At 71.0% G+C, this 24,814-nt stretch carries 25 protein-coding genes; 7 read left to right on the top strand and 18 right to left on the bottom strand.

All coding sequences use genetic code 11. The annotated features are described in order from the left end of the window. Nucleotides 1-284 precede the first annotated feature (284 nt). Together MRBLMG1_RS24715 and MRBLMG1_RS24710 are read right to left on the bottom strand one after the other, a co-directional pair. Nucleotides 285-716 carry a VOC family protein gene (locus tag MRBLMG1_RS24715; protein ID WP_367826294.1) on the bottom strand — a complete coding sequence of 144 codons (432 nt, stop codon included), beginning with the start codon at nucleotides 714-716 and terminating at the stop codon, nucleotides 285-287. Between the two features lie 115 nt (nucleotides 717-831). Further along, nucleotides 832-1,245, bottom strand: coding sequence for a cytidine deaminase family protein (locus MRBLMG1_RS24710; RefSeq protein ID WP_367826490.1), 414 nt, complete (start codon nucleotides 1,243-1,245; stop codon nucleotides 832-834). A gap of 290 nt (nucleotides 1,246-1,535) precedes the next feature. Between MRBLMG1_RS24710 and MRBLMG1_RS24705 the strand changes: the two genes are divergently transcribed. Further along, nucleotides 1,536-1,937: a hypothetical protein gene (locus MRBLMG1_RS24705; protein ID WP_367826293.1), complete on the top strand. Its 402-nt coding sequence runs from the start codon at nucleotides 1,536-1,538 to the stop codon at nucleotides 1,935-1,937. Nucleotides 1,938-2,197: 260 nt separating this feature from the next. Here MRBLMG1_RS24705 and MRBLMG1_RS24700 read toward each other — a convergent pair whose 3' ends face one another. From MRBLMG1_RS24700 to MRBLMG1_RS24680, 5 genes are all read right to left on the bottom strand, one after another. Then, nucleotides 2,198-2,590 (bottom strand): VOC family protein, encoded by a 393-nt coding sequence (locus MRBLMG1_RS24700; protein WP_367826292.1) that lies wholly within the window; start codon nucleotides 2,588-2,590, stop codon nucleotides 2,198-2,200. Nucleotides 2,591-2,804: 214 nt separating this feature from the next. Further along, nucleotides 2,805-4,622, bottom strand: a complete 1,818-nt coding sequence (locus tag MRBLMG1_RS24695; RefSeq protein ID WP_367826291.1) for a glycoside hydrolase family 15 protein — start codon at nucleotides 4,620-4,622, stop codon at nucleotides 2,805-2,807. A 255-nt stretch (nucleotides 4,623-4,877) separates the two neighbouring features. Continuing rightward, the gene (locus tag MRBLMG1_RS24690) at nucleotides 4,878-5,867 is read right to left on the bottom strand and encodes a hypothetical protein (RefSeq protein ID WP_367826290.1); all 990 of its coding nucleotides are present in this window, start codon (nucleotides 5,865-5,867) and stop codon (nucleotides 4,878-4,880) included. Nucleotides 5,868-6,318: 451 nt separating this feature from the next. Further along, nucleotides 6,319-6,852: a hypothetical protein gene (locus MRBLMG1_RS24685; protein ID WP_367826289.1), complete on the bottom strand. Its 534-nt coding sequence runs from the start codon at nucleotides 6,850-6,852 to the stop codon at nucleotides 6,319-6,321. 206 nt (nucleotides 6,853-7,058) lie between these two features. After that, nucleotides 7,059-7,784, bottom strand: a complete 726-nt coding sequence (locus MRBLMG1_RS24680) for an SDR family NAD(P)-dependent oxidoreductase (protein ID WP_367826288.1) — start codon at nucleotides 7,782-7,784, stop codon at nucleotides 7,059-7,061. A gap of 105 nt (nucleotides 7,785-7,889) precedes the next feature. Here MRBLMG1_RS24680 and MRBLMG1_RS24675 point away from each other — a divergent pair, with 105 nt between their 5' ends. Both MRBLMG1_RS24675 and MRBLMG1_RS24670 read left to right on the top strand, forming a co-directional pair. Further along, the gene (locus MRBLMG1_RS24675) at nucleotides 7,890-8,729 is read left to right on the top strand and encodes a LysR family transcriptional regulator (protein WP_367826287.1); all 840 of its coding nucleotides are present in this window, start codon (nucleotides 7,890-7,892) and stop codon (nucleotides 8,727-8,729) included. A 305-nt stretch (nucleotides 8,730-9,034) separates the two neighbouring features. Further along, nucleotides 9,035-10,000 (top strand): HEAT repeat domain-containing protein, encoded by a 966-nt coding sequence (locus MRBLMG1_RS24670; RefSeq protein ID WP_367826286.1) that lies wholly within the window; start codon nucleotides 9,035-9,037, stop codon nucleotides 9,998-10,000. Between the two features lie 132 nt (nucleotides 10,001-10,132). On the opposite strand, the gene MRBLMG1_RS24665 is transcribed toward MRBLMG1_RS24670, so the two are convergent. After that, the gene (locus MRBLMG1_RS24665) at nucleotides 10,133-10,549 is read right to left on the bottom strand and encodes an SSI family serine proteinase inhibitor (RefSeq protein ID WP_367826285.1); all 417 of its coding nucleotides are present in this window, start codon (nucleotides 10,547-10,549) and stop codon (nucleotides 10,133-10,135) included. 178 nt (nucleotides 10,550-10,727) lie between these two features. Between MRBLMG1_RS24665 and MRBLMG1_RS24660 the strand changes: the two genes are divergently transcribed. The 3 genes from MRBLMG1_RS24660 to MRBLMG1_RS24650 all read left to right on the top strand — a co-directional run bounded on the left by MRBLMG1_RS24660 (nucleotide 10,728) and on the right by MRBLMG1_RS24650 (nucleotide 13,911). Next, nucleotides 10,728-12,101: an FAD-dependent oxidoreductase gene (locus tag MRBLMG1_RS24660; protein ID WP_367826284.1), complete on the top strand. Its 1,374-nt coding sequence runs from the start codon at nucleotides 10,728-10,730 to the stop codon at nucleotides 12,099-12,101. A gap of 144 nt (nucleotides 12,102-12,245) precedes the next feature. Further along, complete coding sequence (locus tag MRBLMG1_RS24655) at nucleotides 12,246-13,058, top strand: universal stress protein (RefSeq protein ID WP_367826283.1); 813 nt, start codon at nucleotides 12,246-12,248, stop codon at nucleotides 13,056-13,058. Nucleotides 13,059-13,365: 307 nt separating this feature from the next. Next, complete coding sequence (locus MRBLMG1_RS24650; RefSeq protein WP_367826282.1) at nucleotides 13,366-13,911, top strand: EF-hand domain-containing protein; 546 nt, start codon at nucleotides 13,366-13,368, stop codon at nucleotides 13,909-13,911. A gap of 92 nt (nucleotides 13,912-14,003) precedes the next feature. On the opposite strand, the gene MRBLMG1_RS24645 is transcribed toward MRBLMG1_RS24650, so the two are convergent. From MRBLMG1_RS24645 to MRBLMG1_RS24605, 9 genes are all read right to left on the bottom strand, one after another. Further along, nucleotides 14,004-14,645: a flavin reductase family protein gene (locus MRBLMG1_RS24645; RefSeq protein ID WP_367826281.1), complete on the bottom strand. Its 642-nt coding sequence runs from the start codon at nucleotides 14,643-14,645 to the stop codon at nucleotides 14,004-14,006. Nucleotides 14,646-14,999: 354 nt separating this feature from the next. Beyond that, nucleotides 15,000-16,040, bottom strand: a complete 1,041-nt coding sequence (locus MRBLMG1_RS24640) for an aldo/keto reductase (protein ID WP_367826280.1) — start codon at nucleotides 16,038-16,040, stop codon at nucleotides 15,000-15,002. Continuing rightward, nucleotides 16,037-17,011, bottom strand: a complete 975-nt coding sequence (locus MRBLMG1_RS24635) for a Gfo/Idh/MocA family oxidoreductase (RefSeq protein ID WP_367826279.1) — start codon at nucleotides 17,009-17,011, stop codon at nucleotides 16,037-16,039. The genes MRBLMG1_RS24640 and MRBLMG1_RS24635 overlap by 4 nt, the downstream gene beginning before the upstream one ends. Before the next feature lies 1 nt (nucleotide 17,012). Next, nucleotides 17,013-18,323, bottom strand: a complete 1,311-nt coding sequence (ligA, locus tag MRBLMG1_RS24630; protein WP_367826278.1) for a protocatechuate 4,5-dioxygenase subunit alpha — start codon at nucleotides 18,321-18,323, stop codon at nucleotides 17,013-17,015. Between the two features lie 24 nt (nucleotides 18,324-18,347). Continuing rightward, nucleotides 18,348-19,376: an amidohydrolase family protein gene (locus tag MRBLMG1_RS24625; RefSeq protein ID WP_367826277.1), complete on the bottom strand. Its 1,029-nt coding sequence runs from the start codon at nucleotides 19,374-19,376 to the stop codon at nucleotides 18,348-18,350. 2 nt (nucleotides 19,377-19,378) lie between these two features. Further along, nucleotides 19,379-20,068, bottom strand: a complete 690-nt coding sequence (gene ligK, locus MRBLMG1_RS24620) for a 4-carboxy-4-hydroxy-2-oxoadipate aldolase/oxaloacetate decarboxylase (RefSeq protein WP_367826276.1) — start codon at nucleotides 20,066-20,068, stop codon at nucleotides 19,379-19,381. Between the two features lie 17 nt (nucleotides 20,069-20,085). Next, on the bottom strand, nucleotides 20,086-21,111 hold the full coding sequence (locus tag MRBLMG1_RS24615; RefSeq protein WP_367826275.1) for an amidohydrolase family protein: 1,026 nt from the start codon (nucleotides 21,109-21,111) through the stop codon (nucleotides 20,086-20,088). A 109-nt stretch (nucleotides 21,112-21,220) separates the two neighbouring features. Beyond that, nucleotides 21,221-22,432 carry a 4-hydroxybenzoate 3-monooxygenase gene (locus MRBLMG1_RS24610; protein ID WP_367826274.1) on the bottom strand — a complete coding sequence of 404 codons (1,212 nt, stop codon included), beginning with the start codon at nucleotides 22,430-22,432 and terminating at the stop codon, nucleotides 21,221-21,223. 124 nt (nucleotides 22,433-22,556) lie between these two features. Then, complete coding sequence (locus MRBLMG1_RS24605; RefSeq protein WP_367826273.1) at nucleotides 22,557-23,324, bottom strand: IclR family transcriptional regulator; 768 nt, start codon at nucleotides 23,322-23,324, stop codon at nucleotides 22,557-22,559. A gap of 74 nt (nucleotides 23,325-23,398) precedes the next feature. On the opposite strand from MRBLMG1_RS24605, the gene MRBLMG1_RS24600 reads away from it, so the two are divergent. Beyond that, a complete protein-coding gene (locus MRBLMG1_RS24600) occupies nucleotides 23,399-24,097 on the top strand; it encodes a substrate-binding domain-containing protein (protein ID WP_367826272.1) in 699 nt (232 codons plus the stop codon). A gap of 57 nt (nucleotides 24,098-24,154) precedes the next feature. Here MRBLMG1_RS24600 and MRBLMG1_RS24595 read toward each other — a convergent pair whose 3' ends face one another. Further along, a complete protein-coding gene (locus MRBLMG1_RS24595) occupies nucleotides 24,155-24,811 on the bottom strand; it encodes a DUF1326 domain-containing protein (RefSeq protein WP_367826271.1) in 657 nt (218 codons plus the stop codon). Nucleotides 24,812-24,814: the final 3 nt, after the last annotated feature.

Raw genomic sequence — 24,814 nt, 5'->3', positions numbered from 1 at the left:
CAACCGTCGGTCCGGGATGCCCCAGCAGGCGCCAGAACCCATGAACCGAACCAGAGCGACGGTCATTAGCTACGTACCCTCGGCCCGTGATCGATCACGGCATTGCGCTGCTGCCCCGCTACCGGCCCCCGCCGTGCCTGCGGTCATGGCGCTGGCCAGCCCGACACGGCAGCGAGAGGTGTGGCTCGATCCGGATCGGTTCGACTCGGTCGGCGCCGCGAAGGCCGAGATTGGCTGACCGTGGGCCGCTGGCCGCTGGCCGCTGGCCGCTGGCCGCCGGCCGCTCAGTCGATGCAGAACTCGTTGCCCTCGACGTCCTGCATCACGATGCACGACTCGTTGACGCCGTCGGCGGGAAGCAGTTGCTCGCGCACCGCGCCGAGGGCGACCAGTCGCGTGCACTCGGCCTCAAGGGCGGCAAGACGCTCTGCGCCCACGAGCCCGGTCCCGACCCGCACGTCGAGATGCACCCGGTTCTTGACGACCTTCCCCTCGGGAACGCGCTGGAAGAACAGCCGCGGACCCTTCCCCGAGGGATCGGCGCACGCGGACCAGGAGACCTGGTGGCCAGTCGGGCGGGATCGATCGAACTCCTCCCACGTGGCGAACCCCTCCGGCAGCGAGGCGACGTACCCCAACACCTCGGCCCAGAACCGGGCGACACGGTCGGGTTCGGCGCAGTCGAAGGTGACCTGGACTTCCTTGATCGTTGCCATTGGCCCACGGTAACAGGGCGCTCAGCACCGCATCTCCCCATTAAAAGAGGCACGTTGGAAGGCGAATCGCCCCTGCGATCCGTTCGGCGCCGCGTCGCGCCCGCGCGCCACGGCTTCACTCGGTGTCGAGCTGGTGATCAGCCCAGACGTAGCTTTCGGGCAGCAGGTCGGTGATGAGCACGGTTCGGATGCGGTCGCCCCCACCGACGATGACCTTGAGAGCCGGGAAGTAGTCGAGCAGGACCTGACGGCACCGGCCGCACGGCGGAACCACCCCTCGATCCCTGTCGCCCACCGCGACGATCGTGTCGAGCTCATACGCCCCTTGCGCCGCTGCCGCTCCGATCAGGACCAGCTCGGCACAGGGACCCCCGGTGAAGTGGTACGCGTTCACGGCGGTGATGATCCGGCCGTCCTGTGCACGGCCCGCTGCCGCCATGGTGTGGTTGTCGCCTTGGCACCGCGTACGAGCGACGTGTGCCGCGGCTTGGACGAGTTCGTGGTCCACGGGGTGGGTCTGGGCCTGCATGTTCATCTGCTTCCACTTTCATCGGAGGTGCCAGGCGGGACGCTGTCCTGTGCGACGAGGGTGCGCAAGCGAATATCGATGGCGCGACCCCTTGCGGGTCGCTTTGGCGACGAATCGAGTCGCCCTGCTCCTGCGTGCGGTCAGCCCGAAGCCGCATCGTTCTCGGGCTAGTGCTGGAACTGGGGCAGCTCATGCCTGGCGACCGCTTCCCTGAGAACTCCGAACGAAATGATCTCCCATGGGTCGGTTCCAGGTACTGGGGTGCTGCCGGGCTCGGGCACCATGAGGCGATGAACTCGGATGAACCGGTGCCTCGGGAGTTGAAGGTCCTCGACACGGCCTCGCTGGTCAGGTTGGAGGAGCGGGCCCATGAGCTCAGCCTCAACCAGCGGTTGGTCCCGGCATGGGTGCAGGCGCACGCGGCACCCGATGGGGCCCACTATCTGTGGCCGGCCCTGTGGAACCACCTGCCGCATCGCCCCGGCATCCCACGTCAGATTCGGTGCGAACTGCTCATCACGCTTCATGCGGGAGACCGCGTGATGAGCTTGCTCGACGTCCTGCCCGGTGACTTCGCCCCTCTGCCGAGAGTCACCTCACGGGACGAGGGCATGCAGGTCAGCCGACTCCTGGACAGCTCCCCGAGCGTCAAGGAATGGCTACTGAGCACGGGCGTCCCGGACCAGCCGTGAGAGACGGCGTCAGCAGATGAGTGCGCAGTCGAAGGTAAGGAACGCTTCGTAGCGATCCTCTCGGCTGCGGCAGGGTGCTCGCATGTCCAACCCCGTCGCGTATCCCGTTTTCCGTACCACCGACCCCGTAGCGGCCTTGCTCGTGGCGCGCGAGCTTGTGGCAGTCGGTGACCGGCTGTACGCACGGGTGTCGGTGGACCTCGAACTGCGGACGGTCCGGGAAGCGCTGCGGAGACGCCAGGCGCTGCCGGATTCCTGGTTCAGGAAGGAGGACACAGCCACTCCTGGAGTTCGATGAGGTTCCCTTCCGGGTCCTCCAGGTAGGCGACCCGCATGCGGTCACCCATGGGGATCGGGTCGCGTACGAACACGGCCCCCCGGGAGGTGAGTTCGGTGTGGGTGGCGTCCAGGTCGTCCACGCGCAGCGCTATCAGTGAGCGGTGTCCCGCGGGGTTGGCTCCCAGGCGCTCGAGTACGTCGGCCATGTGGGACCGGTCCTGTAGGGCGATGGCGGCGTGGCCGCTGTCGGGGCTGAGTTTGGCGTAGGGGCCGGTCTCTGCCTCGAACTGGGGCTTGAGGCCGAGGGTGTCGCGGTAGAAGCGGTAGACGGTGGGGAAGTCGGACACGAGCAGGCGTATTTGAGTGAGTTCCATGCCCGTCTTTCTAGCCCAGTTCGGGCCGTCGTTCGGCCTGATCGTGATCTTTGCGTGGGCTGCCCCGGGGCGCTCGCCTTCGTGTCCCGGCCGGGGGAGGGGGCGTGCGCGGCCTGTGGAAGGCGGGGCCGTGTACGAGGGGAGCCGACGATGGTGAAGGAGTACGCGGGCGGTGCCGCACGCGCCGCACCACGTGCGTGACTTCGGTCCGCTCTCATTGGTCCAGTGCCGCGTCGAGGGACAACGCGGCGGTGATCAGGGCGAGATGGGTGAAGGCTTGGGGGAAGTTGCCGAGTTGTTCGCCGGTCGGGCCGATTTCCTCGGAGAAGAGGCCGACGTGGTTGGCGTAGGTGAGCATCTTGTCGAAGGCGTAGCGGGCCTGTTCGGTGCGGCCGGCGCGGGCGAGGGCGTCGACGTAGAGGAAGCTGCAGAGGGAGAAGGTGCCTTCGGCGCCGCGGAGGCCGTCGGGGGAGGCGGCGGGGTCGTAGCGGTAGACGAGGCTGTCGGAGACGAGTTCGGCGTCCATGGCGTCGAGGGTGGAGAGCCAGCGGGGGTCGCGTGGGGCGATGAAGCCGGTGATCGGCATGAGGAGGAGGGAGGCGTCGAGTACGTCGCTGCCGTAGTGCTGGACGAAGGCGCGGCGTTCGGTGGACCAGCCGTGCTGCATGACCTGGCGGAGCACGGCGTCGCGGGCGGCGGTCCAGGCGGGAACGTCGGCGGGGCGGCCGAGCTCGTGGGCCATGCGGACGGCGCGGTCGAAGGCGACCCAGCACATCAAACGGCTGTACGTGAAGTCCTGGCGGCCGCCGCGGGTCTCCCAGATCCCCTCGTCCGGGCGGTCCCAGTGGGCGCAGAGCCAGTCCACCGTGGCGGCGAAGTGCAGCCAGCCGTCGTACCCGGCCAGCTGGGCCAGGTCGCGGGACTGGGCGAGGGCGTAGACGGCCTCGCCGTAGATGTCGAGCTGGAGCTGGTCGGCGGCGCCGTTGCCGGCCCGGACCGGGGCCGACCCCCGCCAGCCCTCCAGATGGTCGAGCACCTCCTCGCGCAGGTGTGGATCGCCGTCCACCCGGTACATGATCTGCAGCGGCTCGCCGCTGACCGTGCCACCGGCCTGCAACCGGGCGCCCAGCCACAGGCGGAAGGCGTCCGCCTCCTCGGTGAAGCCCAGGTCCACCATGGCGCGCACCGACAGGGAGGCGTCCCGTACCCACGTATAGCGGTAGTCCCAGTTGCGTTCGCCGCCGACCTGCTCGGGCAGCCCCATCGTCGCGGCGGCCACCGGCGCGCCGGACGGGGCGTACGTGAGGAGCTTCAGCGTGATCGCCGAACGGATGACCTGCTGCTGCCAGCGGCCCCGGTACCGGCAGCGGCCGACCCACTCGTGCCAGAACGAGCGGACGTGGTCGAACGCCGCCTGCAGACTCACCTGGTCGGCCGGCACGGGCGGCTCCGCCCCGGGCGCGTCCAGGGTGAGCACCGCGGCCGCACGCTGCCCGGCGGACAACTCCACCGTGGCGCGGACGTCCTCCCCGTCCCGTTCCAACGGGATCGCTCCGAGCACCTGGAGATGCGCGGCGGCCGTCCCGCCCGTGAACCGGGCGGTGGCACCTTCGAGTACCAGCTCGTGCGTCTCCCGGCCGTAGTCGAAACGCGGCCTGCACTCCACCGCGAACCGCACCGTGCCTCGGACCACGCGCAGCACCCGTACCAAGGTGTGCCGATCGGTCGCCACGGTCGGGTCCGCCGCGAGCGGCATGAAGTCCGCCACCTCACCCACCCCGTCAGGTGTGAGGAAACGCGTGAGCAGCACCGCGCTGTCCGCCAGATACAACTGCCGCACCGTCGTCCCCGGCGCCTCCACCGTGATCGAGAAGTGGCCGCCACGCTCGTGATCCAACAGCCGCCCGAACACGCTCGGCGAGTCGAAGCGCGGCGCACAGAACCAATCCACCACCCCCTCGGCGGACACCAACGCACACGTCTGCAGGTCTCCCACGAGACCATGGTCGGCGATCGGCGGGTAGCGATGCATCGGCGTCGTCCTCGCGGGTTCAGGGCAGCAGGCGGTCCTCCACACCACCCTGCGATAGCACGCGCGGCCAAGCCACCGGAGCTACTCCGAACGACAGCGCCACGGACGGGACGAAGACCATGCTGACGACACCTGGCCCGCCATGCCGACGACACCTGGGAGCCCGTCCCAGGGCGAGGCCGGCCGCCGACAGCCGTCCACGGTCGCGCGCCGAAGCTCACCCCCTACGCCCTGGAGCCCCGCTCCCGAGCGTGGTCAGCCGGCGGCAAGAGGTCTCCACGTGCCCTTCTGCGCCGGATCGATCCTGCTGACCCACACCAGCGCCGCACCGACCAGGCCAGGCGTGTCGCCCGTGGCCAGGGCCGGAGCCTCCAAGGCGTCGGCCACGCCCTCCAGATAGGTGGCCAGCGTGTCGAGCTCTTCATCGGGGCCCTTGTTGTAGCGCGACCAGCGCCCCAGGTAGCCGGTCGCGGCGTCCAGGTACAGACCCGAGGTACGGTCCGAAACGCCGTAGGAGACGACCGGAATCCAGCTGGCCTCCCACACGGTGATCCGGTCCCGCGCGGGATACCTCGCGTGGAGGGCGTCCTCCTGGGCTTGAGTATCCATCTGTCGGCGGTGGAAGGCGGCCACCGTGTCCCACGCCATCAGGGCCTGGTTCCCGGGAAGGCACCCTGCCCCGTTGACGCCGTCGTCACCCCCGGTCAGCGACCACAGCGCGCGCAGACCAGCGGGCACCTGGACGCCGAGATCGGCTTCCAGTGTGTCGACGGCGGCCGAACTCACGCCCGTACGGAGTGCCGCGTACGAGTCAGGTGCACAGCGCTGGAGCCAGCGGGTGACGCGCCGCCAGGCATCGGCGACGACCCGCCCGGCGATCTCCTCGGCGACGGGGCCAGTCGGTGGGTCTGTCGGTGGGTCTGTGGGTGGGTCTGCCGGTGGGGCCGTCCGGTGGTCGTCGACGGATTGCTGTTCGGCAGGGGTGATTGGATCCACGTACCTGATCTCGATCCGGCCGGGCTCGTGGACGTAGCCGACCCTCAAATCGGGGCAGTCCTCGAACAGGTCGCCGTCCACCGACACCGTGAGGACTCCGGGCAGTCCCGAGGGCTGTCCCGGACCGGGATCGTCCGCCACTCGGCCGGCCAGGACCTTCAGGGCGTACGGAGCGCCGGTCCCTAATCGGGCGGTGGTCTTGGCGACGGTCGGAGGGATCTCGAAGGGTATGGCGGGCTCGGGGGGCATGGTGGTGCTCCTTTGGGGTGGGGGTAGGTGGTGTCTAACCGCGGAGCGGGTGTCGGCGGTGGGGTGGGGTTGGCGTGGGGTTGGGGGAGCGGCTGCGTCTGCGTACGGCGTCCGTGGCCCGGCCCACCTCCGTGTGGGCAATCGTCGCGCTGGGGCGGGACGGGTGGGCACACGGGACGGCGCCCTTGGCGGCGCGTCCGCCCCTTGTGCCCTGGCCCGCACCGATACGGCGTCGCACGAAGGGGTGCGGGTTCGGGCGCGGAAGCCTAGACCCGGCAGGGGGCGCCGTCCGTTGTGCCCACCCGTTCCGCCCCAGCGGAACGATTGCCCACAACGAGGAGGGACCGGAGGGGCTCCGCCCGCGTCCGGAACGAACGCCCACAACGGGCCGGTGCCAGGCGGCGTCTTGGGGGACGAGGCCTGGATCGCCCGGCACCGCGCCGCGGGCACGTCAGCTGGGGAAGGAGAAGTAGAGCGCCTCGCTGTAGAAGGACGCGAAGTGGCTCTGCCAGTCGGCTCGGACCGAAGCGAGCCAGTCGTCGTTCTGGCCGACGATCGCCGCCTCGGCCTTGGCGACGGCGTCGGGGACCTCCTCGGATGCCAGACGCCGTACGCTCGCGGCCGGATCGTCGCTGGTCATGGAGACGATCTCCCCGGTCTCGAGGATGAAGTACTTCGCCTGCTGCTTCTCCAGGTGGGCCGTGGTGTTGGCAACGCATTCGGCGAACTCGGCGTCGTCCTCCAGGCCCTTGCTGACCGCGCGCAGGAGGTCGCGGAGCAGCGCGGCCCCTTCGGCGTAGTCCGCGGCGATGCCGATCGGAGGGTTCCAGATCATGGACGGGACGATCGTCGTTCCGCGCCCCACCATGAGCTTGTGCGCGAGCGGGATGTCCCAGTTGTGCTCGGATATGCATCGGATCTGCTTGGGGAGCTCTGCCTCGTTCGGCATCGAGTCTGCGGAGTAGAGATATGAACGATTCGCCATGGCGGCGACGCTAGCACCGGGGACCGACAGTGCCGGCGCCGTCGGATTCCTCCCGGAGCGACGACGGCATCAGCGCCAGGGAGGCCTCCCCGACATGCTCAGCGATCGTCCAGCAGTTCTGACGCGGTGGCCCGTCCCGTCTCGACAGCCCCTCCCACCACACCAGCAACGAACATCAGCTGGACTGCTGGAACCAGCTGAGCCTGTCACCAGGGCACTGTTCCACCGTCGTTGAAGAATCCGCCGGTCGGTCCGTCGTCGGGCAGAGTCGCGAGGTGAAGCGCGATGGCTGCGCCCTGGTGGGGAGTGCGGGGGCCCTGGAAGCCGGTGAGGTCGGTGGCGGTGAAGCCGGGGCAGCCGGAGTTGATCAGGATGTTGGTGTCGCTGAGTTCCTTGGCGTATTGGACGGTGACGGCGTTGAGGAAGGTCTTGGACGCTACGTACGCGGTGGGGAGCGGGCCCATGTCGATGCCGGGCGTGGTCTGCAGGAGGAGCGAGCCGACGCTGCTGGACATGTTCACGATTCGTGGCGATGCCGAGGCGCGCAGCAGGGGCAGCATCGCGTTGGTGACGCGGATGACCCCGATCACGTTGGTTTCCACGACGACTCGTACGGTCGCGGGATCGACCGTGGTGGGCGTCTGAGGCGAACCGCCGGTGATCGCGGCGTTGTTGACGAGGACGTCGAGCCCTCCGGCGCGGTCGGCGATCAGCTCGGCCGCGGCGGCCGCACTCGCGTCGTCTGCCACGTCGAGCGGAACGCCGAACGCGTCGGTCCCGGCTGCGCGCAGCTTCTCCACCGCGGTGTCGCGGCGCTGCTGATCCCGCGCGCCCACGCCGATTCGCCAGCCGAGGGCGCCCAGGCCAGCCGCGATCTCGTATCCGATTCCTTTGTTCGCACCGGTCACCAGGGCGATCGTCTGTTCACTCATGTCATCCAGCGTGGTGCGGACTCGGGTGGGGCGTCCAAGACCGACTGGGCGGGCGGCGATACCGTACGGATATCGGTGGTGGTGAGCGCCGGATACGATGCCGCGGTGGAGACGCGGGAGTTACGGTACTTCGTCGCCGTCGCGGAGGAGTTGCACTTCGGGCGGGCGGCGCAGCGGCTCGCCATGGCGCAACCACCGCTGTCGCGGGCGATCCAGCAGCTCGAGCGGCGGCTCGGAGTGGTTCTGCTGCACCGCACTGCTCGTGTGGTCGCGTTGACCGAGGCCGGGGCGGTGCTCCTGCGGGAGGCCCGGGCCGCGCTCGACGCGGTCGAAGCCGCCGAGCGCCGCACCCGCCGCGCAGCTGCCGAACTTCCCGGTGTGGTGCTGGCCACGAAAGCCGGAGCGTCCAGCGAACTGTTGTCGAAGCTGCTGGACGCCTACGCCGCCGAGCCAGGCGCGGTCGCCGTCGAGGTGATGCTGTGCGGGCCCGGTGAGCAGGAGAGGTCGCTGCGCGACGGGCGTGCCGACGTCGCTCTGCTCCAGCGGCCCTTCGACACGACGGCCGGACTCGACACCGAGGACCTGCACACCGAACAGCAGGTCGTGGTCCTGCCCGCGGGGCACCCCTTGGCCGGTCGACCGCAAATGTCGATGGCCGAGGTCACCACCCTGACGGACCTGCCCCTGCCACGCTGGCCTCGACGGGACGGGGGCTATCCGGACGGACCCGGCCCGCAGGCGCGCGACCACACCCAGCTGTTCCAGCTGATCGCGCTCGGACGGGCCTGCGCGGTCGTGCCCGAGTCCCTCCGAGCCCACCTGCGCGACGATCACGCGACGGTGCCCGTGCCGGACGCACCGGCTGTCACGACCGTCATCGCCTGGCCACCACACAGCAGATCCAAAGCCGTCGCCGACCTCGTCCGCACCGCGACACGCCTCTAGCCAACGGCGACAGCGGGTAGCCAGAGTGCCCTGCGCTGCCCCCACCAGCGACGATGGGCAACATCCCTATGACATACATCGATCCTCAGTTGGAGGACTGGTACTTACTCCAGCAGGACCTTGATGTTTTGCCTCGTCAACGGCTTGAGTGTGCGGATGCGGCGGGGTGGTGCCGGAAGCGGGCCGAGTCCGCCGGGCACTCCACGCCGGACGGGTGAGCGGGTGAGCGGCCATCAGAGAGGGGCGAGGTGAGCGGCAGGGGTCTCCCTGCCCGGATCGGCCGGAGACCGGCCTAGCATCTCCCCATGGCGACCTTCGTGCACCTGACACCCGCCGCCTGCGCGGCGGGCATTCGGCGGAGCGGGATCAAGGCGCGGGGGGAGCGGCGGGGGGTCTACCTGTTCCCCGTCCTGGCCTCGTACGCGCTGACGCACCAGTGGCTGCGGGAGCTGGCTCGGCGGCCGGGGTCGCGGGGGATCGTCGCCGTGCAGGTGCGGCTGCCGGACGGGGAGCCTGTGGCCGTGGGGCGGTACGGGCGGAGCTTCGACGAGGTCACAGCGGCGGAAGCGGTGCGGCACATAAGGGAGTTGGGGGACGGGGCGCTCGGGTGGGAGGTGTTCCTGCCTCGGGCGATCACGCGGGGCGAGGTGCGGCAGGTGCGGGCGGTGCGGCAGGTCGCCGGGTGGCGGTACTTCCCCGGGGCCCATGGAGTCACGCCGTGTGTCTGCGTGGGGTGCGTCCAGCCCGGCACGTACGGGTCCCGGCGGCTGCGGGAGCGGCGGCCGCACCCGTTGGACGGGCCCGCGCCCGCCTCGCGCGTACTCCTCGCACGGCTGGAACGGGCCGAGGCGCGGGCGGACACGGCCGCGTTGCGCGACACGCTCCAGTGGTACGGGCTCCGCCGGCGCGGCCCGGTGGAACGGCTCGCGCCACTCGCGGGCCACCCGGACGCCCGCGTTCGGCAGGGGCTCGCGCGGGCGGTGGCCCCCTGGTCGACGCCGGGGGCGGATGAGCTGCTGCGGGAGCTGGCGGGCGACGCCGTGACCGACGTACGGCAGACCGTCGCCGAGGTCGTCGCCTATCGGCGTACCGAAGCCGCCGCCGCCCTCCTCACGGCCCTCGGCCGCGACCCCTCCTCCGCCGTCCGCGACGCCGCCGTGGAAGGACTCGTCGAATGCGGGACACCTGCGGCGGAGGCTGTGCTCGCACTGCTCGCGGACGACCCCGACGCCACCGTACGCACGACCGTGGCCCTGCTCACGGAGGAGTGAGCAGGGCCGGGTCCGGTCCTGGCTGTTGGTACTCAAGCAGCCCAGCATCGTCCCAGGTCAGACGCCGTCAGACGCCAAATTCCTGCTGGAGTACTAGGGCGGGCGAGGCGGGGCAGCTCGCCGGCCGGCAGGTCAGAAGTCGAAGACGTCTCCGGTCGCGAGGGTGAGGCGGCAGTCGTCGTCGTACGTGTGCTGCCAGTGGACAGCGCGGCCGTCGTGGACGCCGTGCGCGGTGACGGTGATCTGTGCGGCGTCGTTCGAGCAGATGGCGGTCGCGTGTCCTGGCAGGTGGTCGAAGTCGCCGTGTGCGGTGGAGAGGTCGGCGCAGGCGGAGGTGCGGTGCGGGTGGTCGGGGTGTTGGGGGGCGAGGGTGGGGGCGGGGCAGTCGAGCCAGGCGAAGCGGGTGCTCTGGATGCCGTGTACGGCGCGGCTGGTGGTGAGTTGGAGGTGTGTGTCGGGGGTCGGTCGGGGGGCGGGGGCCGGGAAGGCGGTGCCGGTCGGGAGAGCGGAGAGGAGTACGGCTCCGAGGGCGAGGGTGATCTTCTTCACGGGCGGTCCAACGGGATCGCCGTCGGGGAGGTCACTGGGCCGCGCGTGGCTTGTCCGGGAGCGGTACCGATGTGGGTCGGAGGCGTGTCGGGCCATTGCATTGCTGCGGATACCGGTGGCAGGCCGAAGATCTTGAGGCAGTAGGCTCAATTCGCAACACGACGCGAAGGGGAGCTGGATGGCGCGGGTTGCGGTGGTCGGCGGGGGTATCAGCGGGTTGGGGACGGCGCTGATGCTGGGGCGGCGGGGGCATCGGGTCACGTTGTTCGAGCAGGATGTTCGGCAGGCGGGGGAGGACCTGCAGCGGGACTTCTTCCACTGGCGTAGGCCGCGGGTTCCGCAGGCCGTACAGCCTCATTCGCTGCTGGCGCCGGTGCGTACCGTGTTGCGGGCGGAGGCGCCTGATGTCTACGAGGACGTGTTGGCGCGTGGGGCTCTGGAGTACCACGAGTTCGACTGGTTCGGTGAGCATCCGCCTCGTCGGGACGGCGATGAGGACCTGGTGACGCTGCGCACCCGGCGCCTCGTGCTGGAGGCCGCTTTGACGGCGGCGGTGGTTGCGGAGTCCGGTGTCGAGGTGCGGCGTGGGCGTCGGGTGGAGGGGCTGGTGTTCGGGGAGGACCGTCCTGCTCGGGTGACCGGCGTGCGGGTGGGGGCGGAGGTCGACCAGGTCGATCTGGTCGTCGACGCGTCCGGCCGGCGGTCGCCCGTGCCGGAGTGGCTGGTCGCGGCAGGCTGTCGTCCGCCCGTGGTCGAGAGCCATCGGGCCGGGATCGCGTATCTCTGCCGCTGGTACCGACTGCGCGCCGACGGGCCGCGGAATCCCGGACGGGTGAAGACCGGATCGGCCGCGCCGTACGCGTTCGCCGGAGTGTTCCCGTCCGACAACGACACCTTCGCGGTGAGTATCGTGCTGTCGACCGGGGATCCCAGCCGAGGCGCCCTCACCGACCCGGCCGTGTTCGAGGCGGTGGCCCGCCGGTTCCCCGCAACCGCCGCCTGGCTTGACCTGGACCCCGAACCGCAGTCGGCCGTCCTGGCGATGGCGGGCCTGGACAATCGCTGGACTGCCCTGGCCGACGACGAGGGGCCCGTCGTCACCGGCCTCGTCAACGCCGGTGACAGCCTCATCCACACCAACCCCACCTTCGGTCACGGCGCGGCCCTCGGTCTGCTCGCCGCCCAGTACCTCGCCGAGCACGTCGACGAGATAGCCGCGGACCCCACCGGGTACCACGCCTGGACCTCGCAGACGCTGCGCCCCTGGTTCGACGCGCAGATCAAGGCCGACCGAGCCGACGAACAACGCCTCGCCGCGGGTTCGCCGCCCTCCGATCGACGGGCGGCCGCGCTGGCCGCCTGTGCCTTCGACGATCCCGTCGTCATGCGCGCGCGTGCACGGGTGCGCCATCTCCTGGAACGCTCCGACGACGCGTACGGCACCGAGGAGATCGACCGGCACCTCACCGCGTGGCTTGCGGCCCGCCCGGACTTCACGCCGCGACACGACGGCCCGACGCGCGACCAGTGGGACGCGCTGATTCCCGGCTGACCACCGGCCTCGCCCCACCCTCGTTCGTCGGACGTCGGCGTCGGCGGCCGTTCCTGCCTCGCCTGGAGGGGACGCGCAAGAATTGCAGCGGCATGCCGATGGGGCGAGGCTGAGAACCCACCGCTTGAACGGGAGCAGCCAGCTATGGGCAATCTGGTCGTGGTCGGGGTGGACGGCTCGGCGATGAGCCTCGCCGCCGTCGAGGCGGCCGCCACTGCGGCAGCGCGGCGCGGCGCGGCCCTGCGGGTGGTGCACGCCGAGGTGCCGATCAAGCCCAGGCACGTGGTGCCGGACCCGGCGTCCCGGACGCTCGTCGAGGAAGCGGCCACCCATGCGCTCGCCGTGGAGCCTGGAGTCGCCGTGACCGCGACGGTGGTCACGGGCGACGTGGTGCACGTGTTGGAGATCGAGTCACAGGCCGCCGACCTGATCGTCGTGGGCTCCCGAGGCATGGGGGGCATCGCCGGCCTCCTCCTCGGGTCCACCCCGGTGTCCCTGGCCGCCCACAGCCACTGCCCCGTGATGACCGTCCGCGAAGCACACCGCACATCCGCCGACACCGGCCCCGTCGTCCTCGGAGTCGACGGCTCCCGGGACAGCGACGAGGCCGTCACCGTCGCCTTCGCCGAAGCCGCACTGCGCCGGGCCGAACTCGTGGCCGTCCACGCGTGGCAGCCGGACAAGGCCCCGGCCGGCGCGACCCCCGAGTCCGCGGAACGCATGCTCGCCCAAGCGACCGCCGGCCGCGCCGACACCCATCCGGACGTCACTGTCAGACGCGACGTGGTCGGCGGCACCGAGCGCGAAGTCCTGCTCGAAGCGAGTAAGGACGCCCAGCTCCTGGTCGTCGGCGCCCGAGGCCGCAGCGGCCTCGCCGGACTGCTCCTGGGCTCGGTCAGCCAGAGCGTGATGACACACGCGCACTGCCCCGTCATCACGGTGCGCAGGACGACGTGAGCGGCGCTCACGCAACCCTGTGTCCTCACCTCGCTCGGGCCGCGAGGGCCCGACGGGGCGGTGCGGCCCGGCGGGACCGGTCGCACCCTGGACGTCTTGGGAGCGGCTTGTGGAGGTGCTCGCTCGGCGCGTACGGTGCCGGGCCGTAGGTCACTCCTGCGGGTCAGTAGGGGTGGTCGAAACGGGGGCGCGCGAGGTGTCGGGTGCGCGAGCCTGGGGCGGGTACGCCCGCCCGTGCTTTCGGGCGCCGTTGGGGTGGGGGCGGTCGTGGGCAGGATCGCCGGGGAAACCGACGGAAAGGTCGACTGTGGCGAGTGAGTTCCAGCGCGAGAAGCTGCTGAACATGTTCCGGGCGTTCGATGCCGACGGCAACGGATACCTGGACCAGCGCGATTTCCAGGCACTGGCGGAACGCTGGAGGGGGTTGCCCCGGGTGAGGCCGGACACCGAACTGGCCGCACGTGTGGACGGGGTCATGTTGGGGTGGTGGGACCTGCTCGCGGCACACGTGGACACGAACAACGACGGCAAGGTCGACCTGGACGAGATCCTCGCCATGGTGGACCTGCTGCCCACCATGCGGGAGGTCGTCGCCGCGACCGCCGCGACCGTCTTCGACGCCGTCGACGAGAACGGCGACGGCCGCATCTCCCCGGCCGAGCACCGGCGGCTGGTCGACACGTGGCACGGCGAGCGCGTCGACGTGGCCGACGTCTTCGACCACCTGGACCAGGACGGGGACGGCTACCTCAGCCGCCCCGAGTTCACCGAACTGTGGATCCAGTTCTGGACCAGCGACGACCCGGCCGAACCGGGCAACCAGCTGTGCGGCCCCGTGCCGACCCGCACCTGAAGGCCCCCCACTTTTGGCCCGGACGGCCCCACCCGACGGCGCCGCGCTCCCACACCGCGTTCCCGCACCGCACTCCGCACCCCGCGCTCGCGTCATCGCTCCGTGGGCGTCTCCGACGTGAAGCAGTGGCCGAGTTCCGGGGCGAGGCCCTGGTAGTGGCGGTTGAAGATGAGGGGGCTCCAGCGGGTGGGGTCGATGTGCTGGGTGCCGGGCACGACGAGGTGGCGGTCGGCGTGAACGCGTGTGACCGCGCATTCCACGATCAGGAAGTGGCCCTGCGCGTCCGGTGAGGTGCGGATGATCCGGGCTTCGAGCTGGAGCGGGCATTCGGCGACGCGGGGAGCGCGTACCGACTCGGAGGGTGCGGGGGTGAGGCCGGCGGCGGTGAACTTGTCGGGTTCGTAGCGGTAGCCGCGTGCGTGCTTGTCCGGGGGGACGGGGGTGGACCCGGTGAGTGGGGCGAGTCGCTCCACGGCGCCCCACAGGTCGGGTGAGGGGAGGTTGATGACGAGTTCCGGCCGGAGGGCCAGGTTGGCGGCGGTCCGGCTGTCGGCGCCGAGGCCGAGGACCACGGTCTGTCCGAGGGCCCAGACGGAGGAGACGGGGGCCAGGTTGGGCGAGCCGTCGTCGTTCTCGGTGGTCAGCAGGGCGACGGGGGTGCCGAAGTAGAGGATGTTCGGGGTTATCGCGGTGTGCGAGGGTGCGTGGGCCGCTGTCGCTGTCGCTGAAGTCATGGAAGGCGACCCTAGGATCCGGACCCTTCGTCGGCGGCCGAACTGTCACCGGGCGAGACTCGACGGGTGACCGACCTCAACGGAACCTGCGCGGACGGCCCCGACCTCGCGACCATCCGCACGCCTCCTGGCGCCCCACGTCCGTACGCGCCTCGACTGGACCGAACAGCGTCCGCACCTGGCCGGTGCGGTAGGCGCGGCGCTCTGTCGCCATGCGCTGGACTCGTCCTGGCTGGTGCACCGGAGCACGACCCGCAGGGTCACGGTGACCGATGCGGGGCGCGCCGCGCTGCGGACACGGCTCGGCGTCACCGACCAGGTGTGCGTCGGTCGGTCCGGTGCCCCGGGCGGGAGTCAGCCGGCCTGACCGCAGCGCTCGGTGTCGATCTCGGCGAGGGTGGCCTCGTTGTAGCGGGGGCCGTGGACGGTCGAGGAGTCGAGGAGATCGCCTGCCGCGTGGAGGACGTCGTCGAGGACGTCGTCGGGGACGGTGGTGTCGAGCGTGGCGAGGTTCTCGCGGAGGTGGGACGGTGAACGGGTCCCGGGGATGGCGATGACGTGGGAACCCCGGGAGAGGACCCAGGCGAGGGCCAGTTGGGGGAGGGTGAGGCCGGCGTCCTTGGCGAGCTGCTCCAGGCTGTGCCGCAGGAGGAGGTTGGCGGGGTAGTGGTGGTCGTCGAAGCGGGGCATGCCCCGTCGGATGTCATGGGCGGGCAGGACGCCGAGGTCGGGAGGGGCGGAGGTGAGGAAGCCGCGGGCCAGGGGGCTGAAGGCGACCAGGGCGACGCCGAGTTCGCGGGCGGTGGAGAGGGTGCCCTGTTCGGGGTTGCGCGACCAGAGGCTGTACTCGTTCTGCAGCGCGGCGATCGGGTGCACCGCGTGGGCCCGGCGGAGTGTTCGGGCGGACACCTCGGACAGGCCGAGGGCGCGTACCTTGCCGGCCGTGACGAGCTCGGCCATCGCGCCGACGCTCTCCTCGACGGGGACCGCCCGGTCGAGGCGGTGCAGGTAGTAGAGGTCGATGACGTCGGTGCGCAGCCGGGACAGGGCCTCGTCCGCGGTGCGGCGGATGGTGTCGGGTCGGCCGTCGATGACGCGGCGGCCGTCGACGCCGGTCATGCCGCACTTGCTGGCCAGCACGATGCGGTCGCGGTGGTCGGCGAGCACGCGGCCGACCAGTTCCTCGTTGGCTCCGAAGCCGTACAGCGCGGCCGTGTCGAAATGGGTGACGCCCTCCTCCAGCGCCGTCCGGAGGAGGTGCTCGGCCGCCTCCGGCGTCGGAGGGACGCCGTAGGCGTGGCTGAGGTTCATGCAGCCCAGGCCGACCGCCGGGACCTCGAAGGGCCCGATACGGCGCGGCGTACGGTCCGGTCGGGCCGGCGGGGGCGTACTCACGGGCGCGAGGCGGCGGTCAGCTGGGCCTCCAGGGCCGCCAGGGTGCGGTAGCAGGGGAGCACCTGGGCGATCGAGGAGTTCGGCTCGCGGCCCTCGCGGATCGCCGCGACGAACTCGCGGTCCTGGAGCTCGATGCCGTCCATCGAGACGTCGACACCGCTGACGTCGATCGGCTCGTCCTTGCCGGTGAACAGGTCGTCGTAGCGGGCGATGTAGGTGCCGGTGTCGCCGATGTACCGGAAGAACGTGCCGAGCGGGCCGTCGTTGTTGAACGACAGCGACAAGGTGCACAGGGCGCCGCTCTCCGTACGCAGCTGGATCGACATGTCCATCGCGATGCCGAGCTCGGGGTGGATCGGCCCCTGGATCGCGTTGGCCTGCACGATGGGGGACCCGGTCTGGTACGCGAACAGGTCGACGGTGTGGGCCGCGTGGTGCCACAGGAGGTGGTCGGTCCACGAGCGGGGCTGACCCAGCGCGTTGAGGTTGGTGCGGCGGAAGAAGTACGTCTGGACGTCCATCTGCTGGATGGCGTAGTCGCCGGCCTGGATCCGGCGCCGCACCCACTGGTGGCTCGGGTTGAAGCGGCGCGTGTGGCCCACCATGGCGACGAGCCCGGTGCGCTCCTGGGCGGCCTGGCAGGCCTCGGCGTCGGCGAGGGAGTCGGCCAGCGGGATCTCGACCTGGACGTGCTTGCCGGCGTCGAGACAGGCGAGGGTCTGCTCGGCGTGCATCTGGGTGGGGGTGGCGAGGATGACGGCGTCGATGTCGTCCATCGCCAGCACCTCGTCCAGGGACGCCACGCCGCGGCCGACGCCCTGCTCCGCCGCGAACTTCCGGGCCCGGTCGAGGGAGCTGCTCACGACGGCGGCCACCTCGACGCCGTCGATGCGCCGCAGTGCGGCCGCGTGCTTCGCGCCGAAGGCGCCGCCGCCGGCCAGGGCGACCCGCAGGGTTCGTTCGTGGGTCATGTCAGTTCACTCCTTCGGCGGGCTCCTGGGCCCGCGGGTGGTTTTCGAGGATCAGGTGGCCGACGGCCGTGTTGGACGCGGGCACATGGTAGAAGCGGTGCTTGACCTCGACCCGTCCGGAGTCGTCCACGTCGCTCATCGCCCCGCGGGCGATCAGCCACATGACCAGCTCGATGCCCTCGGAGCCGGCCTCCTCGACGTACTCCAGGTGCGGCACCCGCGACAGTCCGGTCGGGTCGTCGACGAGCCGGTCGAGGAAGGCGTTGTCCCACTCCCGGTTGATCAGGCCGGCGCGCGGGCCCTGCAGCTGGTGGCTCATGCCGCCGGTGCCCCACACCTGGACCTTCAGCGGCCGGTCGTACGACTCGATCGCCCGGCGCAGCGCCTGGCCGAGCGCGAAGCACCGGGCGCCCGAGGGCACCGGGTACTGCACCACGTTGACGTGGAACGGGATCACCTTGCACGGCCACTTCTCGACGTCGCCGAACATCAGGGACAGCGGGACGGTCAGGCCGTGGTCGACGGTCATCTCGTTGGCGAGCGTGAGGTCGAAGTCGTCCCTGATGAGAGAGTGCGCGATGTGCGCGGCCAGGTCGGGGTCGCCCTCGATGCCGGGCACGGGGCGGGGCCCGTACCCTTCGTCGGCGGTCGGGTAGGCCGCGCCCGTACCGAGGACGAACGTCGGTATCAGGGACTGGTCGAACGAGGAGGCGTGGTCGTTGTAGACGAGGAAGATCACATCGGGGACGTTCTCCTGCTCCCAGGCCTTGGAGAAGTCGTAGCCCTCGAAGAGCGGCTTCCAGTACGGCTCTTCGGTCTTGCCGTGGTCCATCGCCGCGCCGATGGCCGGCACGTGCGAGGTGAACACGGCCCCGGTGATCGTGGCGTGCTCGGCCGGCGGCCCCGGGTCCGCGTGAGCCGCGTCGAGGACGGCGTGGTCGATCCGGTTCCCCTCGACGGAACGGCCGCCGCCGACCATCATGTCGCGGTACTCCTGCTCGGTCATCCCGGTCATCGAACCGGCCATCTGCTGGAAGGAGAACCCCAGCGTCGCACCCCACTTGGCGAGGAAGTAGATGTTGCCGCCCTCGCGCATCGCCGCGTTGAGGTCGCGGTCGAGCAGCGCCTGCTTCTGCTCCTCCCGCAGCGGCCACGCGTCCAGGTAGGCACGTTCGTCGGCGAGGTAGGCCGCACGGTTCTCCGCCGTCATCAGCGACATGCAGAACTGGTTGAGGTGGTACCCCTTGGCGGACTGCTCGGCGTCGAAGATGGTCGTCCCCGGCACCAGCTTGTAGGTCTTGTCCAGCGACATGCCGGAACTCCAATCGAGACGGGGTCAGTCGGCGTCGGGCCAGTACAGGCGCGTCGGGTTGTCGACGAGCAGCGTGCGCTGGAGCTCCGGCGTCGGCGCGATGTGCGGGACGAAGTCGACCAGCAGCCCGTCGTCGGGCATGTGGCCGGTGAGGTTGGGGTGCGGCCAGTCGGTACCCCACAGCACCCGGTCGGGAAACTCCTCGACCACGCGCCGGGCGAACGGGACGACGTCGCGGTACGCGCTCCGCTCACCGTCGAGGGCCGGCGGGCCGCTCGCGGAGATACGTTCCGGACACGTCACCTTGCACCAGATGTCAGGCCTGGCCCGCATGAAGTTCAGGAACGTCTCGAACTCCGGGCCGTGCGGGTCCTTCGTGACGTCGGGCCGCCCCATGTGGTCGACGACCAGCGGAACCGGGATCGACAGGAAGAAGTCCCGCAGGTCGGCCAGGTCCGCCGCCTCGAAGTAGACGACGACGTGCCACCCGTACGGAGCGATCCGCTCCACGACGTCCCGCAGGTCCTGCCGCGGCGCCGCGTCGACGAGCCGCTTGACGAAGTTGAACCGCACTCCGCGTACGCCGGCCTCGTGCAGTTCCCGCACCTGCGCGTCCGTGACGTCGGGCCGCAGCGTCGCCACACCCCGCGCGGCCCCGCCGGAGGCCCGCAGGGCGTCGACCATCGCCGTGTTGTCGGCGCCGTGGCAGGTCGCCTGCACCACCACGTTACGAGCGAAGCCGAGGTGGTCGCGGAGCGCGAAGAGCTGGTCCTTGGACGCGTCGCACGGCGTGTACTTCCGCTCGGGCGCGTACGGGAACTCGGCGCCCGGCCCGAAGACGTGGCAGTGCGCGTCGACGGCGCCGTCGGGGAGCCGGAACCGGGGCCGGCTCGGACCGGCGTACCAGTCCAGCCATCCGGGGGTCTTCTCGAAGCCCGCCGCGTCGGGGGTGCTCGTGGAGCCTGCCCGGCCCAGGGCCTTGTCGGAAGCCGCCGAGCCGGGGGTCGTCTCGGGGCCCGTCGAGTCGGGGGCCTTCTCGGAACTCGTCGTCATCGTCAGTCCTCGTACCGCAGTCCGAGCTCGGCCAGCGGGCCGCGCATCCCGTACACGTCCAGGCCGAGCGCGCCCGCGCGGAACTGCGCGCGCTTGCCCTCCTCCTTGGCCTCGCGCGCGGCCGACGCGGCCGCCACCTCGGCCGCACGCTCGCGCGGCACCACGACGACGCCGTCGGCGTCCGCGACGACCACGTCACCGGGCCGCACGAGGGCGTTGCCGCAGACCACGGGGACGTTGACGGAGCCGAGGGTGGCCTTGACCGTGCCCCTGGCGTGGACCGCGCGGGAGAAGACCGGGAAGTCCATCCCCTCCAGATCGGCCACGTCGCGGACGCCGCCGTCGATGACCAGGCCCCGGCAGCCCCGGGCGCGGAACGAGGTGGCGAGGAGCTCGCCGAAGAACCCGTCCTCGCTCTCGGTCGTGCAGGCCGCGACGACGACGTCCCCGTCCTGGATCTGCTCCGCGGCGACGTGGAGCATCCAGTTGTCGCCGGGCTGGAGGAGTACGGTCACGGCCGTGCCGCACATCCGGGCCTTCGGGTAGACCGGGCGCAGGTAGGGGCGCATGAGACCGACCCGGCCCATGGCCTCGTGGATCGTCGCGACGCCGAACTTCGCCAGCGCGGCGACGGCCTCGGGGTCGGCGCGGTCGGTCCTGGTGTGGACGACGCCGAGCTCGGTGTGTTCCATTCGGGCTCCTCCTGGATTCAGCGGCCGGCCGCGGCGAGGCGGGCGGCGAGTCGGGGGTAGACGCGCAGGGCGTTGCCGGAGTACACGGCGGCACGCTCCTCGTCCGTCAGGTGCGGGGTGGCGTCGACGTACCGCTTCGTGTCGTCGAAGTGGTGCCCGGTGCGCGGGTCGATGTCCCGGACCGCGCCGATCATCTCGCTGGCGAACAGCACGGACCGGCTGGGGATCACCTGGGTCAGCAGGTCGATTCCGGGCTGGTGGTAGACGCAGGTGTCGAAGAAAACGTTGTCCAGCAGCTTCTCCGGGTCCGGCTTGCCGAGCGCCATCGCCAGCCCGCGGAACCGGCCCCAGTGGTACGGCACCGCGCCGCCGCCGTGCGGGATCACGAACCTCAACGTCGGGAAGTCGGCGAACAGGTCGCCCTGGATCAGCTGCATGAACGCCGTGGTGTCGGCGTTGAGATAGTGGGCGCCGGTGGTGTGGAAGGCCGGATTGCACGAGGTGCTGACGTGGATCATGGCGGGGATGTCGTACTCCGCCATCGCCTCGTACACCGGGTACCAGCTGCGGTCGGTCAGCGGCGGCGCCGTCCAACTGCCGCCCGACGGATCGGGGTTCAGGTTGACCGTCACCGCGCCGAGCTCCTCGACCGCGCGGCGCAGCTCGGGCAGGCAGGTCGCCGGGTCGACGCCGGGGGACTGCGGCAGCATCGCCCCCATCGCGAAGCGGTCGGGGTACAGCGTGCTGACGCGGTGCACCAGGTCGTTGCAGATCCGCGCCCAGGTCGAGGAGACCTGGAAGTCGCCGATGTGGTGCGCCATGAAGCTGGCCCGCGGCGAGAAGATCGTCAGATCGCTGCCGCGCTCGTCCATCAGCCGCAGCTGGTTGCCCTCGATCGCCTCGCGCAGCTCGTCGTCGCCGATGACCAGATCGTCGGGGTCGGGCGCGTCCTCGGGGGAACCGACGGCCGCCACCTGCCGGTCACGCCACTGCGCCAGCTGGGGCGGTGCGGTGGTGAAGTGACCGTGACAGTCGATGATCATGGGGTGTCTCCTGAGGTCGTCGGACTCGGGGTTGGGGTCGGCGTCGGGGTCCGGACAGGTCCAGGCAGAGTCGGGCAGGGCCGCCCGAGGCTGCCGCGGTCCCGGGGCGTCAGGCGCGGGAGTTGACGGGCCAGCCGGTGTACTGCTCCGCGAGATAGGCGCGTCCGGCGCGCGTGCCCACGACGTTGTCGAGTTCGCCGAGCTGGCGCCGCAGGTCGAACGACGTGCCGCCGGGCGCCGTGTGCAGCAGCTGTGTCATCCAGTGCGAGAAGTTCTGCGCCCGCCAGACCCGCTGCAAGGCACGCGGCTGGTAGGCGTCCAGTGCGGCCTCGCCCACGCCGCCGAGTGCTCGAAGCAGCACGTCGGCAAGGACCTTGACGTCGTGCAGTGCGAGGTTGAGCCCGCGGGCTCCGGTCGGCGGCACGGTGTGCGCGGCGTCGCCGGCGAGCACCAACGAGCCCCAGCGCATGGGTTCCTGGACGAACGACCGGAAGCGCAGCACCGACTTCTCGAGGATCGGGCCCTCCTTGAGCCGGAAGCCGTCCTCGCCGGCCACCCGGGCCTGGAGCGTCTCCCAGATCCGGTCGTCCGGCCAGGCGTCGACGGACTCGTCGGGGGAGCACTGGAAGTACATCCGCTGCACGCTCTCCGTGCGCTGGCTGATCAGCGCGAACCCGTGCTCGGAGTGGGCGTAGACCAGCTCGGGCGCGCTGACCGGGGCCTCGGCCATGATGCCGAACCACGCGAAGGGGTAGTCCTTGCCGTACCGCACCCGCCGGTCCTCGGGCACCAGGTTGCGGCACATGCTGCGCGACCCGTCCGCACCGACGACGTATCGTGCGCGGATCTCGTGCCGGGACCCGTCGGGCGCGGTGTAGCGCACCCGGGGAGCGTCGGTCGTGACGTCGAGGACTTCGGTGTCCGTGACACCGAAGTGGACCGTGCCGCCGTCGCGGGCCCGCGCGTTCGCCAGGTCGACGAACACGTCGGTCTGCGGGTAGAGCCACACCGACTCGCCCACCAGCGCCTTGAAGTGGATGCGGTGCGGCCGCCCGCCGAAGCGGAGTTCGGTGCCCTCGTGCTCGTGACCCTCGCGCAGGATCCGGTCGGACACGCCCGTCTCGACCAGGTCCCGTGCCGCGTCGGCCTCGAGGATGCCCGCCCGCTGCGTCGTCTCGATCTCGTGCCGGGTCCGGGTGTCGACCACGATCGTGTCGACGCCGGCCCGCCCCAGCCGGTGCGCCAGCATCAGGCCCGCTGGACCGGCGCCGATGACAGCGACGGGGACCGAGGCAACGGTGTCGACGACGGCTTCGGCCATGGCATCTCCTGAGCGACAGTGAACGTTTCGAACACGACGAACGTTGACACCCAGGACCGTGACCGGTCGCCTCCGTTTCCGTCAGGCGGAAGCGCGGTCGGATCTCGGCAGCCGTCCCTCCACCTCAGCCGGTCGTGCGCGTACGCCGTCCCAGCTCGTCGGAGATGCCCTGCGCCGCCCTCAGCAGCGGATCCCGCAGCCTGCGCGCGCGGCTCGCGCCCTCCGCCGTGATCACGATCCCCAGCGAGGCGCTGACCGGTCCGGCCCGGCCGATCCGCACCGGCGTGGCCACGGCGACCGTGCTCTCCGAAAGCTGCCGGTCACTGACGAAGACCTGTTCCCGGCGGATCCGGTCCAACTGCGCGCGCAGCGCCTTCGGATCGACGACGGTGTACGGGGTCCAGGCACGCATCGGCGAGTCGAGGACCTCCTCCTGGATCTCCGGCGGCGCGTGCGCGAGCAGTACGCGTCCCATCCCGGTGGAGGCGACGGGGAAGCGGGTCCCGACCATGGTCAGCAGTTCCACCGACCGGTGCCCGGCGATCCGCTCGACGAACACGAGCTCCGTCCCCTCGCGCACCGCGAGCTGCACGTTCTCGTGCGTCACCTCGTACAGGTCCTGCATGAACGGCAGCGCCACGTCCCGCAGGATCTGGGTACGCGGACATCCCGAGGCGATCTCCCAGAGCCGCAGCCCGACGTGCCACGACCCGTCCTCGCCACGCTCCAGCGCACCCCAACCCGCCAGCTCCGCAACCACCCTGTGCGTGGTGCTCAACGCGAGACCCGTACGCTGAGCGACTTCCGACAGAGTCTGCGAGGGATGCTCACGGTCGAAGGCCGAGAGGACCTTGAGGACTTTGCCTGCCGCCGAGATCTGGGTTGCGCTCACGCCGCCAGTCTCGCAGACCGGCGCCGAGCGGCCCGACCGCCCGCCGTTCCCCCGCCGCACACCAAGGAGGCCATGTGAACCGAGAGATCACCGGACTGTCCTCGATGGCGACCCGGCCGATCCTGGCCGAGCTGTCCGACCATCTCCGGCACGCCCACGGCACGGCCGTACGGTTCGACGCCGCCGGCGGCGTCGAGGTCGCACGGCGCGTCCGCGAGGGCGCCGAAGCCGACCTCCTCGTCCTCGCCGACGGAGCGCTGGCCGCCCTGGAGAAGGAGGGGCACCTCGTGCCGGGCACCGTACGCCCGCTCTGGATCTCCCAGGTCGTCGCCGCCGTACCGGAGGGAACCCCGGTCCCCGCGCTCGCCTCCGCATCCGACCTGCGGGCCGCCCTCCTCGCCGCGAAGAACATCGCCTACTCCACCGGCCCCAGCGGCACGGCACTCGTCGACCTCATCCACCGGCTCGACCTCACCGACACGCTCGGCGACCGCCTCGTCCAGGCCCCGCCCGGCGTACCCGCCGGCACCCTCCTGTCGTCCGGACAGGCGGACCTGGCCTTCCAGCAGCACAGCGAACTCATGGACCTGCCCGGCATCGTCGTCGTCGGCCCCCTCCCGGGCGACACCGCGATCACCTCGCTCTTCAGCGCGGGCGTCCTCACGTCCTCCACCCAGCCGGCCCGTGCCCGCGAAGTCCTCGACCTCCTCGCCTCCGACACGGCGACGCGGACCGCCCGTGCCCGGGGCATGCGGGCACCCGGGGACGCGTGACCCGAACCGACCGACGGATCCGCACCGGTCGGCCGGGCGGCGTCGGGAACGGTGTCCTCAGTCAGGACCGGTCCAGTCGAACGGGAAGTACTTGCTCGACTTCCCGGTGCGTTCCCAGGAGAAGCCGAACGCGTCGGCCCGGTCGACGGTGGCCCGCCCCCACGTGGCGACCTGGCCCGGCCCGACCTCGGCGCCCGGAGCGTTGAGGACCTGGACGCGCGCGCCGTTCGGGGTGGTCGGTCCGGTGAGCGCCTCGGCGGCCGCCGTGACACGGCCCGGGATCTCGGCACGCCAGGTGCCGAGATCCTCGTCGATCTCCACATGGATCGGAACGACGTCCATGCCCCGCATCTCGGGATGGAACATCGCCCCGAACTCCGCCGGCCACCCGCCCGCCTCACCACCGAAGACGGCCCCCAGCGCCGCCCGCTGCCGCTCGTCGGCACGCTCGTCCAGGAAGACCGCCGCGTACGGCTCGGTATGCGTGCCTGCCCACGGGTTGCCCTCGAACGACCCGAGCATCAGCACGTTCAGATCATCCAGCCGTACGTCCCCGAAGTTGCCCTCCCGGATGTGCCAGACCAGTACACCCTCGCAGTCTCCGTACGTCGGAGGCTGTGCGAACGTGCACGGGCACGGAATCGCGCACTTGCATACGTCGAACCAGTCGCCGGCCAGATGCCAGCGCGTACCGGTGGCGGCCTGCTGCGTCATCTC

Origin of the sequence: Streptomyces sp. LMG1-1-1.1, assembly GCF_040815545.1 — a bacterium.
Classification (GTDB): Bacteria; Actinomycetota; Actinomycetes; order Streptomycetales; family Streptomycetaceae; genus Streptomyces.
This window is presented reverse-complemented; position numbering and strand designations above follow the sequence as displayed.